The sequence below is a fragment of the Arthrobacter sp. Soil736 genome, assembly GCF_001428005.1.
GTDB lineage: Bacteria > Actinomycetota > Actinomycetes > Actinomycetales > Micrococcaceae > Arthrobacter.
Map to the genome: position 1 here is coordinate 298,424 of NZ_LMSB01000012.1, position 13,071 is coordinate 311,494.

The following is a 13,071-nucleotide window of genomic DNA, read 5'->3' on the forward strand; positions in this document are numbered from 1 at the left end:
CAGGTCTCCGCGGACCGGCACTGGGCCACAGAGCTGTTCGGCTCCTCGTCCGGCGAGCTGGTGCCGGCAACGATCGACGGAGGCCCGGCGTGGATTGTCGCAGGGGATATCCAGAAGGCTTCGAGGAACCAGCTATGCCTGAGGCGACTCGCGGTGCAGGTAGTGTTCGATGGCGTCAACGGCTGCGGCCGGTCCTCCGGCTCCGCGGACGCGTTGGCTCATGGTCCCTAGGTTGCGCCGGATTTCTTGGTCGTCACTGACTTGGGCGATGACCGTGCGGATCAGGGTGGGGGAGAGCGCTTCTGCGGGGAGGCGGCGTCCCAGCCCCAGGTCCTCGACGCGGCGTGCATTGGCTTCCTGTTCCGGCTGCAGTGGAAAGGCCACCAGAGGCACTCCAAAGTACAGCGCCTCCATGGTGGAATTCATCCCCGTGTGCGAGAGGAACACGTCGGCATGGCGCAGGACATCCAGCTGCGGAAAGAACGCGCGGGCGTCAACGTTGTCCGGTATTTCCCCCAGTTCGGACATCCCGATGCGGTCGCCGATGGCCATGGCCACCTGCCACGGGGTGCCGGCGAATGCCTCCAGGCACATCCGGAAGAAGTCCGGGCGGTCATTCAGGGGTGTGGTTCCCAGCGAAATGAATAGCAGCGGCCTGTCCTTCCTGCCGGGCTGCCAGGCCTCCTCGATGGCTCTTTGGCCCAGGCAAGGTCCCACAAAGTGGAAGCTGGCGTCAAAGGTGTCGCCCGCGGGTTGGAACTCCCTTGGGATGAAGCAGATATTCAACGAGGCCGGCGGTCCTTCCATGAAGTTGAAATGGTCCAGGCCCTGCTCGGCTGCGAAATCATCGATCAGCCGGCGGACCTGTTTCCAGGCTGCCAGCATTTCCTCCGGCGCACGGGCCGGCATCAGCTCCCGCATGGAGAAATGTTCGTTGGTGGCATAGCTCGGCAGCAACGCGATGTCGGGCAGGGCAAGCTTCATCGCGACCATCTTCCCGGCCAGGGTCATGGCGTCGTAGCACACCGCGTCCGGCCGGTCCGCGGCCAGTACGGCCAACAGGGCGGGGAATTCCTCCCTCGCCCGCTCCAGTAGCCGCTCCAGCAGACCAGACATCATCCCCGATGCCAGTCCCGCCAGCATCCCCGCCCGTGGAGACGCCGCGCCGCCGCCTTCAGCTGGGCTGCCGGAACGGGGAAACTGCGCGGCCAGGTCCTCTCCACTCTCAAAAAAGGCGGCGCCGGCAGACTCAACAGCCTCCGCATACTTCGCCGAGGTTGCATACGTGACACGGTGGCCGCGCCGGACAAGCTCGGCAGCTACCGGCAGTGTCGGATTCACATGGCCCGCGGCGGGCAGACAAATAAAGGCGAAATGCATCAGCGCTGCTCCTCCGCCAGGCAGGGACAACCCCGTCCACCGGCGAAGCCAACCGCACCGGATTCCGGGCCTTCAATCATGGTACGTATGCACCGTTCGGATGGCCATGAGTCTGTTCAGCGCTCAATCCTGACCGCTTCGACGACATCGTCCTCGCGGAGGCAGTGCACGGTGGCCTGCCAGGATTCGTACCGCCCGTAGTTGACCGGCTCCAGGACAAACTCCCAGCTCTGCTCAAGTTCGGTCCGCAGGGCCACCGGCCAGTGCCTGTATCCCGCATCCCGCGGTACCCCGGCCGCGAGGATCCGGGCATCGACGTCGTCGAAGATGCAGTCCAGCCGGGCGCCGTAATCTTCGTCGCTCTCGCCCGGGAGCTCAAGGACATGGGGGGTCCGGTTCAGAACTGAATGCCAGTCACCAAAATGCGAGAGCAGCACCCGTTTCCGCGGAACCCTGCACGTCAGCAGAACTTCCCCCGAGGAGAGCCTGCAAAGCTCCACCAGCTCCCGGCGCCTGATCTGAGCCCAGAGCCAGATGGCCCCGTCACCTGCGGTAGGCAGCCGTGCCGCCATCTGCCGGAACATCCAGTCGTAAGCGTCGGCATGCAGCGGCTCAGCACGGGATATGTCCGGCACGAGTACGCCGTCCGACAGGAGTCCCTCGAAAGCTTCCTCAGTCTGGATCGTGTGCAGCAGGAGACGGTCCGCGGATATGTCGTAGCCCATGCGCCCCCGTGGGGCGGCGTCGGCGGGGCGGGCTTTGATGATCGGAAATGCAGGCACTGCAACATCATCGCTGAGAGCACGGACATTCGCTGGCCCACCGGTAGACGGCTCGGCGTCGCCGCACACACATGACGCGCAATGACCTATCCCAGGAGGAACCGCATGCCAAGGTTATGGACACGAAAAAGCCCCTGGAATCCTTGGATTCCAGGGGCTTTTCCCTTTGTGCGCGGAGGGGGACTTGAACCCCCACCCCCTTTCGAGGACTAGCACCTCAAGCTAGCGCGTCTGCCATTCCGCCACCCGCGCAGGTGGTAATTCGGGGACCCGTTCCGCCTTTCAGCGTTTCGCATCTCTCCGAAGCAGCGAGAAAAACTCTAACACGAACTTTGGGCAAACATGGAATCGGGCCGACTGGGTAGGCTGAACCTACGCGTTCCGGCGGCCAAAACCCGCCACTGCCCGCATGAATCCGCATTCCCCACGATCCAAGGAGTGATCAATGTCTCAGATCCGGCCAGAGGATGAAGTCGTCACTATCTGCCAGGAGCTCATCCGCATCGACTCGTCCAACTACGGCGACGGTTCCGGGCCGGGCGAACGGGCAGCGGCCGAGTACACGGCAGGCCTGATCTCCGAGGTTGGGCTGGAGGCGGAAATCTTCGAATCGGAGCCAGGCCGGGCAAGCGTGGTCACGCGGCTGGCGGGGGAGGACCCCTCCGCAAGCGCACTGGTGGTGCACGGGCATCTGGATGTCGTCCCGGCGCTTCGGGAGCAATGGTCGGTGGATCCATTTGGCGCCGAGCTGAAGGACGGGCTGATCTGGGGCCGGGGCGCCGTGGACATGAAGGACATGGACGCCATGATCCTGTCTGTTCTGCGGGACTTCGCCCGGACAGGCCGCAAGCCCAAGAGGGACATCGTCTTTGCCTTCTTTGCCGATGAAGAGGCCGGCGGCGTCCACGGTTCCCAGTTCGCCGTCAAGCACCGCCCGGAGCTCTTCGAAGGGGCCACGGAGGCGATCTCGGAGGTGGGCGGGTTCTCCGCCACCATCGGCGGGCAGCGGACCTATCTCCTCCAGACGGCGGAGAAGGGCATTTCGTGGCTGCGGCTCGTTGCCCACGGCAGGGCAGGCCACGGCTCGCAGATCAGCACGGACAACGCCATCACCCGCCTCGCCGGCGCCGTGACCCGAATCGGTGAGTACCAATGGCCCATCGAGCTGACGGCCACCACGCGTCAGTTCCTCGACGGCGTCACGGAGCTCACCGGCGTCGAGTTCGATCCGGACAATCCGGAGCGGCTGCTGAAGGAATTGGGCACAGTGGCCCGCTTTGTCGGCGCCACCCTGCAGAACACCTCCAACCCGACCCTCCTGAGGGGCGGCTACAAGCACAACGTCATCCCCGAATCAGCCGAGGCCCTGGTGGACTGCCGGACCCTCCCCGGCCAGCAGGAGCAGGTCCTGGAGATTGTGCGGGAGCTTGCCGGCAGCGGCGTGGACGTCAGCTACGTGCACCAGGACGTCTCCCTCGAGGTGCCCTTCTCCGGCAACCTCGTGGATTCCATGATCGATGCCCTGCACTCGGAGGACCCCGGGGCCAAGGTCCTGCCGTACACGCTGTCCGGCGGAACCGACAACAAGGCCCTCAGCAAGCTGGGCATCACCGGGTACGGCTTCGCCCCGCTCCAGTTGCCGGACGATCTGGACTTCACGGGTATGTTCCACGGCGTGGACGAGCGGGTCCCGGCCGACTCGCTGAAGTTCGGCGCACGGGTCCTGAACACCCTGCTCACCAACTACTGAGCCGTCCCGTGGACCCCGAACAGCTGCTGCCCGACGACCTGCTCGAACGCATCCGCGGGAGGGCCGCAGGCTACGACGAGAGGAATGCCTTCTTCTCCGAGGATCTCGCGGAGCTCGCCGCTGCCGGCTACCTGAAGCTTTTTGTTCCGGTGTCCGACGGCGGATCGGGCTTCGGTCTCGAAGCGGCGGCCAGGTGCCAGCGGCGGCTTGCGACGGCGGCCCCGGCCACCGCGCTTGCCGTCAACATGCACCTGGTCTGGACCGGGGTGGCGAGCGTCCTGGCCGCACGGGGCGACGCGTCGCTCGACTTCGTGCTGCGCGAGGCAGCCGCCGGGGAGATCTTCGCCTTCGGGAACTCCGAGGCCGGCAACGACTCCGTCCTCTTCGATTCCCTGACGGAAGCGAGGCCACAGCCGGACGGCGGCTACTCGTTCACCGGCACGAAGATCTTCACGAGCCTCTCGCCGGCCTGGACCCGGCTGGGGATCTTCGGCAAGGACAGCGCTGCCCGCGGCGGCGACGGCGAACTGGTGCACGGGTTCATGGAGCGCGGCGCCGCGGGGTACAGGATCCTCGATGACTGGAACACCCTGGGAATGCGCGCCAGCCAGTCCAACACCACCGTGCTGGACGGTGCCGAGGTGCCGGCGGACCGCATTTTCCGGAAACTGCCCGTGGGGCCCAACGCTGATCCGCTGATCTTCGCCATCTTCGCGTGCTTCGAGACGCTTCTGGCCGGCGTCTATGCCGGCATCGGCGAGCGCGCTCTTGTCCTGGGCGTGGAGGCTGCCAGGCGCAGGACTTCCTTCAAGTACGGGGGACGCAGCCTCGCCCAGGATCCGGACATCCGGTGGAAGGTGGCGGAAGCCGCCATGGCGATGGAGGCGCTCTACCCCCAGCTCGCGGAGGTGGCCAGGGATGTTGACCAGCTGGTGGACCACGGAAGCCTGTGGTTCCCCAAGCTCGTCGGACTCAAAGTGCGTGCAACGGAAACGGCGCGGACCGTGGTGGACCTGGCCATCCGGGTCTCCGGAGGCTCCAGCTACTTCCGCGGTTCCGAGCTCGAGCGGCTCTACCGTGACGTGCTCGCCGGAATGTTCCATCCCTCGGACGACGAGTCTGCGCACAACACGGTCGCGAACGCGTGGCTCGGCCCGCTCGAGGACTAGGCTATACGGTGCGCTGCACCTGCGTGACCCGGCGCCGCAGCCAGAAACGCCTGCCGCCGCCCACGTACAGCCGGCTGCGCTCCAATTCCCACTTGCCGTACTCCGAATGTTCGACCAGGCGGCGGCGTGCTTCGAGCAGTGAATCGTCAGGACTGACCGTCAGTACCAGGTACTCGTACTGCCTCACGTAGTCCCGTTCCCGCAGGACGGAGCTGGTCAGAAAATGTTCCTTCATTGCTCTCCATTTTCGTCCTTTTCCCGCTAACGTGAAGGCATGAGCATCGATCCGCGTGTCGCGCTTCAGTCCTTGACCGCCGCTTTGGAAGAACATCTTGTTGCAGCTTCAACACGCCGGGGCGATGGTGACCCCTCCGTAGAAGCCGCTTTTTTTGCAGTTGCTGATGCCTTCGAAGTCTACGAGGACGCCCTCTATGAGGCCTACAACGAAGTGACGCCGCTACAGGTGTTCGATGACGAGGAAGACGACGAAGACGAAGACGGCGAAGTGGACGACGACGAGGACCTCGAGATCCTGGAGGACTGACCCGGTCCTGGAACTGACCAGGTCCTGAGGACTAAACGAAGTCCTGGCGCTGAGCAGATCCTGGGGGACTCAGGAGCTGCTGGAGACGTCCTCGAGCGCCCGGGCAATCTCCGCGGGCAGCGGCGTCAGCTGTGAATCCAGGATCTCCTTGAGTTGCACCGGCGTCCGGGCGCCCACGACGGCGGTGGCCACGCCGTGCCGCGTGAGCAGCCAGCTGAGCGCCACATCCAGGGACGACCTGCCCAGGCCGCGGGCGGCCATGGCAACGGCCTCCACGACGCGCGACGCCGGCTGTTCCAGGTACGGTTCCACATAGGTGGCAAACCTGGTTCCGGCAGCCCGTGAGTCGGCGGGGACATGCCCGCGGTACTTCCCGGTCAGGACGCCGCGCCCCAGCGGGGCCCAGGCCATCAGCCCGAGCCCGGCATCCTCGACCGCGGGGATCAGCTCGGCCTCGGCATTCCTGCGCACCAGCGAATACTCCGACTGGTTGGCCACGAGCGGGAACCCCGCCACGGCCGCGGCCTTGGCAGTCTGCCAGCCGTTGTAGTTGGAGATGCCCGCATAGCGGGCACGGCCGCTGCGGACCGCGAACTCCAGCGCCGAAAGGGTCTCATCCAGGGGAACATTGGGGTCCCACGCCTGGGCGAACCAGATGTCGACATAGTCCGTCCCCAGCCGGGCGAGGCTGGCGTCGAGCCCGGAGAGCATCGCGTTCCGCGAAGCGTCCACTTTCTGCCGTCCGTCCGACGGCGACACACCCGCTTTGGTGGAGATGACCACTTCCGTGCGGGAGACGACGTCGCCGAGCAAGGCACCCAGCAAGGCTTCCGCCTGCCCGTCCGAGTATGAGGCCGCTGTATCAACGAGCGTGCCGCCCGCATCCACGAAAGTCCGCAGCAGTTCCGAGGCATCCTGGTCATCCGTTTCGCGGGCCCATGTCATGGTGCCGAGGGACAGGGCCGATGATCGTAGCCCGCTGTTGCCGATGTAACGCTGCTGCATAGCAGCAAGCTTACGGGGAAACCACCAGCAACATGACGTAGGGTCTTAGCGTGAACTGGATTGAAGCGGCCCTGCTGGGTCTTGTGCAGGGACTGACCGAATTCCTCCCTATTTCATCAAGCGCCCACCTCAGGATCGTGGGGTCCTTCCTGCCGAATGCGGCGGACCCCGGGGCAGCCTTCACGGCGATCACCCAACTCGGTACCGAAACGGCAGTGATCGTCTACTTCTGGCGCGACATTGTCCGCATCGTCAAGGCCTGGTCCGGATCCCTGGCGGGGCGCGTGTCCCGCCAGGACCCCGACGCGCGGATGGGTTGGCTTGTGATCCTTGGCAGCCTGCCGATCATCGTCCTGGGCCTGCTGTTCCAGGACCAGATCGAATCCGTGCTGCGCAGCCTGTGGATCGTGGCCACCACCCTCATTGTGTTCGGCCTTATCCTGGCGGTGGCGGACGCGGTCGGAAAGCAGAAACGGGACCTGACACACCTGACGTACAAACACGGCATCCTGTACGGATTTGCCCAGGCGATGGCCCTGATTCCCGGCGTGTCCCGCTCCGGCGGCACCATCACGGCCGGCCTCCTCATGGGTTACACACGGGAGGCCGCTGCCCGGTACTCATTCCTTCTGGCCATTCCCGCCGTGTTCGGCAGCGGCCTCTACCAGCTGTTCAAAGTGGTGTCCAAGGACGGAGTCAGCGGACCCTACGGCCTGCCCGAGACGGCCCTGGCCACGCTCATTGCCTTCGCTGTCGGATACGTCATCATCGGCTGGTTCCTGAAGTTCATTTCCACGCGCAGCTACCAGCTGTTTGTCTGGTACCGCATCTTTCTCGGTCTGGCGCTGTACCTGCTGCTCGGTTTCAATGTCATCAGCGCGTAGCACTAGGCTTGGGCTGTGAAGTCCTGGATATCCCGCCCCGTTCCTGAACTGCCGGGCACAATGCCCGCCCTCCGGCTCTACGACACGGTCGCCGGCGGCGTCGTGACACTCCAGGCCGACGGCGAGCAGTCGATGTACGTCTGCGGCATCACCCCGTATGACGCCACCCATATGGGTCACGCTGCCAGCTACGTCGCCTTCGACCTGCTGAACCGGGCCTGGCGGGACGGCGGCCAGCGGGTTTCCTACGTCCAGAACGTCACGGACGTCGATGACCCGCTGCTTGAACGCGCGGCCGCAACCGGCGTTGACTGGCGCGAACTCGCGGCCAGCCAGATTGAGCTGTTCCAGACCGACATGGAAGCGCTGAACGTGCTGGCACCCGACCACTACGTCGGCGCTGTCGAGTCGATGCCGCTGATCGTCCCCGCCATCGAGCATCTCCTCCAGGACGGACTGGCGTACCGTGTCACCGGAACCCCGGGCGAGCCTGACGGGGACGTATATTACGACGTCGAGGCGGCCGGCAAGCATGCCGTCACCGTCGACGCCTGGACGCTGGGCGCGGTTTCCGGCCTGCCGGAGTCCGAGATGCTTGAGCTGTTCGCGGAGCGCGGCGGCGATCCCGGCCGTGCCGGCAAGCGCCAGGCCCTGGATCCTCTCCTTTGGCGCGTTGCGCGCGACGGCGAACCCCGCTGGGATGGCGGGCAGCTGGGGGAGGGGCGGCCCGGCTGGCACATCGAGTGCACGGTGATAGCCCAGAGGTACCTTCCGGCGCCGTTTACGGTGCAGGGCGGCGGCTCAGACCTCGTCTTCCCGCACCACGAAATGGGCGCCGGCCATGCCTACTCACTGTCCGGAGTGCCTTTGGCGGAGCACTTTGCCCATGCCGGAATGGTTGGCCTGGACGGCGAAAAGATGAGCAAGTCCAAGGGCAACCTCGTCCTGGTGTCGAAGCTGCGGGCCGCAGGAGAGGAACCGGCAGCCATCCGGCTGGCCATCCTGGCACACCATTACCGCTCGGACTGGTCCTGGACGGCCGAAGGATTTGCGGAGGCCAAGGAACGGCTCGGACACTGGCGCGCGGCGCTGGCAGCGGCGCCCGCCGGGTCGGCAGCAGCCCTTATAACGGACATGCGCGCGGCGCTGTCCGACGACCTTGACGCGCCCGCTGCCCTGGCAGCCGTGGACAGCTGGGCAGCGCTGGCGCTGGCAGGCGGGGATGCGGCGTCGGCCGCGGACCGGGCACTGGTGAGTGATGCCGTCAACTCGCTGCTCGGCGTCGAGCTCTAAGGCGAAACCCGCGGCGCGGCCGCATCAAGCGGAATGACCTGCCGCGCGGGGCCCTAAGGCTTGTCCTTACCCCTGCGCTTGAGGTAGCGCTCGAATTCCCGGGCAATGGACTCGCCGCTGGCCTCGGGAAGGTCGGCGGTGTCTTTCGCTTCCTCCAACTGCCGCACATATGCCGCGATTTCCGGGTCTTCGGTGGCCAGCTCGTTGACGCCGCGTTCCCAGGCATCGGACTCCTCGGCCAGCTCATGGGTATCGAGCGGTACCTGCAGCAGTTCCTCGATGCGGTGCAGGAGGGCGAGCTGGGCCTTGGGCGACGGAGCCTGCGCCACATAGTGGGGCACCGCAGCCCAGAGGGACACGGTGGGAATGCCCGCAAGAAGGGACACCTCGGAGAGGACGCCCACGATGCCCACCGGCCCTTCGTACTGCGAGGCTTCCAGGTTCAGCCGCTCGCGCAGGGCGCTGTCGTCCGTTGATGTGCTGACCGGGATGGGCCGGCTGTGCGGCACATCCGCGAGCAGTGCCCCCACCAGGATCACGTAGTCCACGTGGAGGGCTTCGGCATGAACCAGCAGCTCTGCCGTATAGGCCCGCCATTTATACGACGGTTCGGTTCCCTGGATGAAAATCACGTCCACGTTCGTCCCGGGGGCGCTGGCCTTGTAGATCCGGGTGGACGGCCACTTGATCTTCCGTTCGCCGGAAGCCGTGCGCCGGACTGTGGGCCGCGTGAACTGGAAGTCGTAGTACTCGTCGGCATCAATGGATCCGACCTTCTTGCCGCCCCAGAGCTTATTCAGATAGCGCAGTGCATCGCTGGCGGCTTCCCCGGCGTCGTTCCAGCCCTCGAAGGCAGCCAGCATCACCGTGATGCGCTGGCCCTCGGGAACAGGCTGCAGCAGCTGCTCCGTCTCGGGCGCGTCGCCCGATTCGGTGGTGTCTCCGTCGTCGAAGCTATTCATCCCTTCACCCTACGTCCACAACCGTTCCCGATGCATTCAATGAACCGCCACAGATCCAGACAAGGGCCCGGGACGCAGCACAGTCCCGCAGATATTCGCCGAGGGCGTAGGCCGGGGCCCGTCGGGGAAAGCGCAGTGTAGTGGCCCCGTAGACTGGGGACCATGCAATCTTCTGCCGCACAGCCCCTGCTCAAAGCCGTTTTATGGGACATGGACGGCACCATCGTCGACACCGAACCCTACTGGATTGAGGCCGAACACGGTCTCGTTGAGGCGCATGGCGGAACCTGGTCCCATGGGCAGGCCATGCAGCTCGTGGGCCAATCGCTGGTCCATTCAGCCGGCATCCTCCAGCGTGCCGGCGTGCAGCTGGAAGTCCGGGAAATCATCGATACGCTTACCGCGCAGGTCATCAGCCGGGTGCGGAACCACGTCCCGTGGCGGCCAGGTGCCCGCGAGCTGCTCGATGAACTTTTCACCGCCGGCGTGCGTTGTGCCCTTGTGACCATGTCAGAGACACCACTGGCCCGGGAGATCGTTGCGAGCCTTCCGCGGCCCTACTTCGAGTTCCTGGTCACCGGCGACACCGTCACGCAGGGCAAACCGCACCCCGAGGCGTATCTCAAGGCCGTGGAGCTGCTGCAGCGGCAAGACCCTGGACTCACGGCGGCACACTGCGTGGCGCTCGAGGACTCAGCCCCCGGCGCCGCGGCGGCCATAGCGTCCGGAGCGGTGACAGTCGCAATTCCGCACATCGTGCCGCTGCCCGAAGATCCGCGCCGGGCCATGTGGGATTCCCTGGAAAACCGCACCGTCGCGGACCTTGAGGAGCTGGTCGCGTTTCGGCACGGGTCCCGTGCGCATGCCTCCACGCTGAACAGCGTCAACTAAGGAGCGTGGCACGTGTCTGATCCCGCATCAACCGGACAGCGGCCGCGGCGCCGCGGCCTCGGCGAGGGCATCCCGCTGGGCAGAATTGCCGGCGTTCCGGTCATCCTTGCCTATTCCTGGTTTGTCATTGCTGCGTTCACGGTGGCCGCCTACGGCCCCGTGCTGGCGTTAAGAAACCCCGCCTTGGGCGCCGGAGCGTACTATGTGGCTTTCGCCTACGCCCTGCTGCTGCTGGTCTCGGTGCTGGTCCATGAGCTGGCCCACGCCCTGACGGCAAAGATGTACGGCTGGCCAAGCGAGAAGATCGTCCTCAACCTCTGGGGCGGCCACACCCAGTTCGAGAGCTTCACGGCCACCCCCGGGCGTTCCGTGCTCGTGGCGTTGGCAGGCCCGGCCGCGAACTTCGCGCTGGCTGGTGCGACCTGGCTGGTGGTCTCTTCCGTCCACCCGACCGGCGTGGCGGACATCCTCACCAACATCTTCCTCTGGGCCAACCTCGTGATCGGCATTTTCAATGTGCTGCCCGGGCTGCCCCTGGACGGCGGCAGGCTGGTGGAATCCGCCGTCTGGAAGGTCACCGGCAGCCATGCCAAGGGCACCATTGCCGCGGGCTGGGGTGGGCGCATCATTGTCATCGCCCTGGCCCTGTGGTTCGTTGCCCTTCCCCTGCTCCGCGGAGGCGACCCCGACACCAGCACTCTGCTCATCACCGTGCTGGTGTGCGGATTCCTCTGGATGGGCGCTTCCGGCTCCATCCAGCAGGGCCGCCTGCGCAGCAGGCTGCACCTCGTAAGCGCCGCAGCGCTGGCTGAACCGGCGGTCGGGCTTCCCGAATCGGCGACCGTTGCCGACGTCCTGCAGGTGACGGCGGGTGGCGGGCCCGCCGTCGTACTCTATGCACCGGACGGCAGGCCCACCAGCGTGGTTGACCCGGTGGCGCTGGCGGCGGTTCCGGCGTCGGCGGCGTCCGCCACGCCGGCCAGCGCCGTAGCCCCCGTCCTCGGGGCCGGGGCATATGTGCCGGAATGGTCCAAGGGCCAGGAGCTGCTCCAGTACCTCGCCCAGCTGGAGGGCCACGACTATGCGGTGATTGACCACAATGGCCGGGTGACAGGTCTCCTGCGTCAGTCCGCGGTGGTGACGGTCATTACAGGCAAGGCGTCCCGTGAAAACACACGGCCGCAGGACCAGAACCGGTAGAGTTACGTGCCGGTCGTGAAATCGGCAGCCGAGACACGGCGCACCCCTGCCGCACCGTTACGGGGCACGGCAACACAGCTTTACAGGAGCGAGGAATATTCATGAGCAGCGAATCTGCCGCCAACGGGACCAGCACTGGCCAATACGACGCCGGAGCAGCCGGGACGGGGGATCAGCCGGTCGGCGCTGCCCGGCGGCGGGGCCCCTTCCGCGAGGGTGAACGCGTCCAGCTGACGGACGAGCGCGGGCGCATGAATACGATCAGCCTTGAAGCCGGCGGAGCTTTCCACACCCACCGCGGGTTCCTCAACCACGACGAAATCATCGGCAAGGTTGACGGCTCCGTGGTGGTCAACAATGTGGGGCAGCAGTACCAGACCCTGCGCCCCCTGCTGTCCGACTTCGTCCTGTCCATGCCCCGCGGTGCCGCCGTGGTCTACCCCAAGGATGCCGGCCAGATCGTCACCATGGCGGACATCTTCCCCGGCGCCAGGGTGGTGGAAGCGGGCGTAGGATCCGGTGCGCTCTCCATCTCGCTGCTCCGCGCGGTAGGCGACCACGGCTACCTTCACTCCTTCGAACGCCGCGAGGAATTCGCCGCGATCGCCCGCGGCAACGTGGAAACCATCTTCGGCGGCCCGCACCCGGCCTGGAAAATCTCGCTCGGAGATTTCCAGGAGGAAGTGGTCCGCAGCGAAGAACCCGGATCGATCGACCGCGTGGTGCTGGACATGCTGGCCCCCTGGGAGTGCCTCGACGCCGTGGCCACGGTCCTCGCTCCGGGCGGCGTCTGGATCAACTACGTCGCCACCGTCACCCAGCTCTCGCGCACGGCCGAGGCCATCCGCGCGGACGGCCGCTTCACCGAACCGGATGCTTGGGAATCCATGGTCCGCGGCTGGCACCTTGAGGGCCTCGCGGTGCGTCCCGACCACAGGATGGTGGCGCACACCGGCTTCCTGCTGGTGACCCGCCGGCTCGCCGACGGTGTCACCGGAATCTCCGTGAAGCGGCGCCCATCCAAAACGGACTTCAACGAGGAGGACGTCAACGCCTGGACTCCAGGCGCAGTGGGCGAACGCCTGGTTTCCGACAAGAAACTGCGGCGCGCGGCGCGGGACGCCATCGCGGGCACCAACGTCAAGGACGATCCGGAGATCACAAACTAGTCCGTATTTCGGATGTCTTCAGCAGTACCCGCCGACTTGGGG

At 65.9% G+C, this 13,071-nt stretch carries 13 protein-coding genes and 1 tRNA gene; 8 read left to right on the top strand and 6 right to left on the bottom strand.

Annotated features, from left to right (window positions below; genetic code table 11):
• Positions 1-132 precede the first annotated feature (132 nt).
• The 3 genes from ASG92_RS09745 to ASG92_RS09755 all read right to left on the bottom strand — a co-directional run bounded on the left by ASG92_RS09745 (position 133) and on the right by ASG92_RS09755 (position 2,414).
• Positions 133-1,380: a macrolide family glycosyltransferase gene (locus ASG92_RS09745; protein ID WP_056627195.1), complete on the bottom strand. Its 1,248-nt coding sequence runs from the start codon at positions 1,378-1,380 to the stop codon at positions 133-135.
• 116 nt (positions 1,381-1,496) lie between these two features.
• Positions 1,497-2,162, bottom strand: coding sequence for a DUF3841 domain-containing protein (locus ASG92_RS09750; RefSeq protein ID WP_056627197.1), 666 nt, complete (start codon positions 2,160-2,162; stop codon positions 1,497-1,499).
• A gap of 169 nt (positions 2,163-2,331) precedes the next feature.
• Positions 2,332-2,414, bottom strand: a tRNA-Leu gene (locus ASG92_RS09755).
• A 193-nt stretch (positions 2,415-2,607) separates the two neighbouring features.
• Between ASG92_RS09755 and ASG92_RS09760 the strand changes: the two genes are divergently transcribed.
• Both ASG92_RS09760 and ASG92_RS09765 read left to right on the top strand, forming a co-directional pair.
• The gene (locus tag ASG92_RS09760; RefSeq protein WP_056627199.1) at positions 2,608-3,912 is read left to right on the top strand and encodes a M20/M25/M40 family metallo-hydrolase; all 1,305 of its coding nucleotides are present in this window, start codon (positions 2,608-2,610) and stop codon (positions 3,910-3,912) included.
• Between the two features lie 8 nt (positions 3,913-3,920).
• Positions 3,921-5,081, top strand: a complete 1,161-nt coding sequence (locus tag ASG92_RS09765) for an acyl-CoA dehydrogenase family protein (RefSeq protein WP_056627201.1) — start codon at positions 3,921-3,923, stop codon at positions 5,079-5,081.
• Position 5,082: 1 nt separating this feature from the next.
• On the opposite strand, the gene ASG92_RS09770 is transcribed toward ASG92_RS09765, so the two are convergent.
• Positions 5,083-5,316 (bottom strand): DUF5703 family protein, encoded by a 234-nt coding sequence (locus ASG92_RS09770; RefSeq protein WP_056627203.1) that lies wholly within the window; start codon positions 5,314-5,316, stop codon positions 5,083-5,085.
• A 39-nt stretch (positions 5,317-5,355) separates the two neighbouring features.
• On the opposite strand from ASG92_RS09770, the gene ASG92_RS09775 reads away from it, so the two are divergent.
• The gene (locus ASG92_RS09775; protein WP_056627204.1) at positions 5,356-5,625 is read left to right on the top strand and encodes a hypothetical protein; all 270 of its coding nucleotides are present in this window, start codon (positions 5,356-5,358) and stop codon (positions 5,623-5,625) included.
• A gap of 69 nt (positions 5,626-5,694) precedes the next feature.
• Here ASG92_RS09775 and ASG92_RS09780 read toward each other — a convergent pair whose 3' ends face one another.
• Positions 5,695-6,630, bottom strand: coding sequence for an aldo/keto reductase (locus tag ASG92_RS09780; protein ID WP_056627206.1), 936 nt, complete (start codon positions 6,628-6,630; stop codon positions 5,695-5,697).
• Between the two features lie 50 nt (positions 6,631-6,680).
• Here ASG92_RS09780 and ASG92_RS09785 point away from each other — a divergent pair, with 50 nt between their 5' ends.
• Positions 6,681-7,514, top strand: a complete 834-nt coding sequence (locus ASG92_RS09785; protein ID WP_056627208.1) for an undecaprenyl-diphosphate phosphatase — start codon at positions 6,681-6,683, stop codon at positions 7,512-7,514.
• 15 nt (positions 7,515-7,529) lie between these two features.
• Positions 7,530-8,807: a cysteine--1-D-myo-inosityl 2-amino-2-deoxy-alpha-D-glucopyranoside ligase gene (gene mshC, locus ASG92_RS09790; RefSeq protein WP_056627209.1), complete on the top strand. Its 1,278-nt coding sequence runs from the start codon at positions 7,530-7,532 to the stop codon at positions 8,805-8,807.
• Between the two features lie 53 nt (positions 8,808-8,860).
• Here mshC and ASG92_RS09795 read toward each other — a convergent pair whose 3' ends face one another.
• Positions 8,861-9,769 carry a PAC2 family protein gene (locus tag ASG92_RS09795; RefSeq protein ID WP_056627211.1) on the bottom strand — a complete coding sequence of 303 codons (909 nt, stop codon included), beginning with the start codon at positions 9,767-9,769 and terminating at the stop codon, positions 8,861-8,863.
• Positions 9,770-9,931: 162 nt separating this feature from the next.
• On the opposite strand from ASG92_RS09795, the gene ASG92_RS09800 reads away from it, so the two are divergent.
• The 3 genes from ASG92_RS09800 to ASG92_RS09810 all read left to right on the top strand — a co-directional run bounded on the left by ASG92_RS09800 (position 9,932) and on the right by ASG92_RS09810 (position 13,029).
• Entirely contained in the window at positions 9,932-10,660 is a 729-nt protein-coding gene (locus ASG92_RS09800; RefSeq protein ID WP_056627212.1) for an HAD family phosphatase, read from the top strand.
• A gap of 12 nt (positions 10,661-10,672) precedes the next feature.
• Positions 10,673-11,860: a site-2 protease family protein gene (locus ASG92_RS09805; RefSeq protein ID WP_056627214.1), complete on the top strand. Its 1,188-nt coding sequence runs from the start codon at positions 10,673-10,675 to the stop codon at positions 11,858-11,860.
• 101 nt (positions 11,861-11,961) lie between these two features.
• Positions 11,962-13,029 (top strand): tRNA (adenine-N1)-methyltransferase, encoded by a 1,068-nt coding sequence (locus tag ASG92_RS09810; protein WP_056627216.1) that lies wholly within the window; start codon positions 11,962-11,964, stop codon positions 13,027-13,029.
• Positions 13,030-13,071: the final 42 nt, after the last annotated feature.

Bases quoted from the DNA above. Each gene is read 5' to 3' on its own strand.
- ASG92_RS09745 (WP_056627195.1), bottom strand. From the start codon at position 1,380: ATGCATTTCGCCTTTATTTGTCTGCCCGCCGCGGGCCATGTGAATCCG.
- ASG92_RS09775 (WP_056627204.1), top strand. From the start codon at position 5,356: ATGAGCATCGATCCGCGTGTCGCGCTTCAGTCCTTGACCGCCGCTTTG.
- ASG92_RS09780 (WP_056627206.1), bottom strand. From the start codon at position 6,630: ATGCAGCAGCGTTACATCGGCAACAGCGGGCTACGATCATCGGCCCTG.
- ASG92_RS09795 (WP_056627211.1), bottom strand. From the start codon at position 9,769: ATGAATAGCTTCGACGACGGAGACACCACCGAATCGGGCGACGCGCCC.
- ASG92_RS09770 (WP_056627203.1), bottom strand. From the start codon at position 5,316: ATGAAGGAACATTTTCTGACCAGCTCCGTCCTGCGGGAACGGGACTAC.
- ASG92_RS09760 (WP_056627199.1), top strand. From the start codon at position 2,608: ATGTCTCAGATCCGGCCAGAGGATGAAGTCGTCACTATCTGCCAGGAG.
- ASG92_RS09800 (WP_056627212.1), top strand. From the start codon at position 9,932: ATGCAATCTTCTGCCGCACAGCCCCTGCTCAAAGCCGTTTTATGGGAC.
- ASG92_RS09810 (WP_056627216.1), top strand. From the start codon at position 11,962: ATGAGCAGCGAATCTGCCGCCAACGGGACCAGCACTGGCCAATACGAC.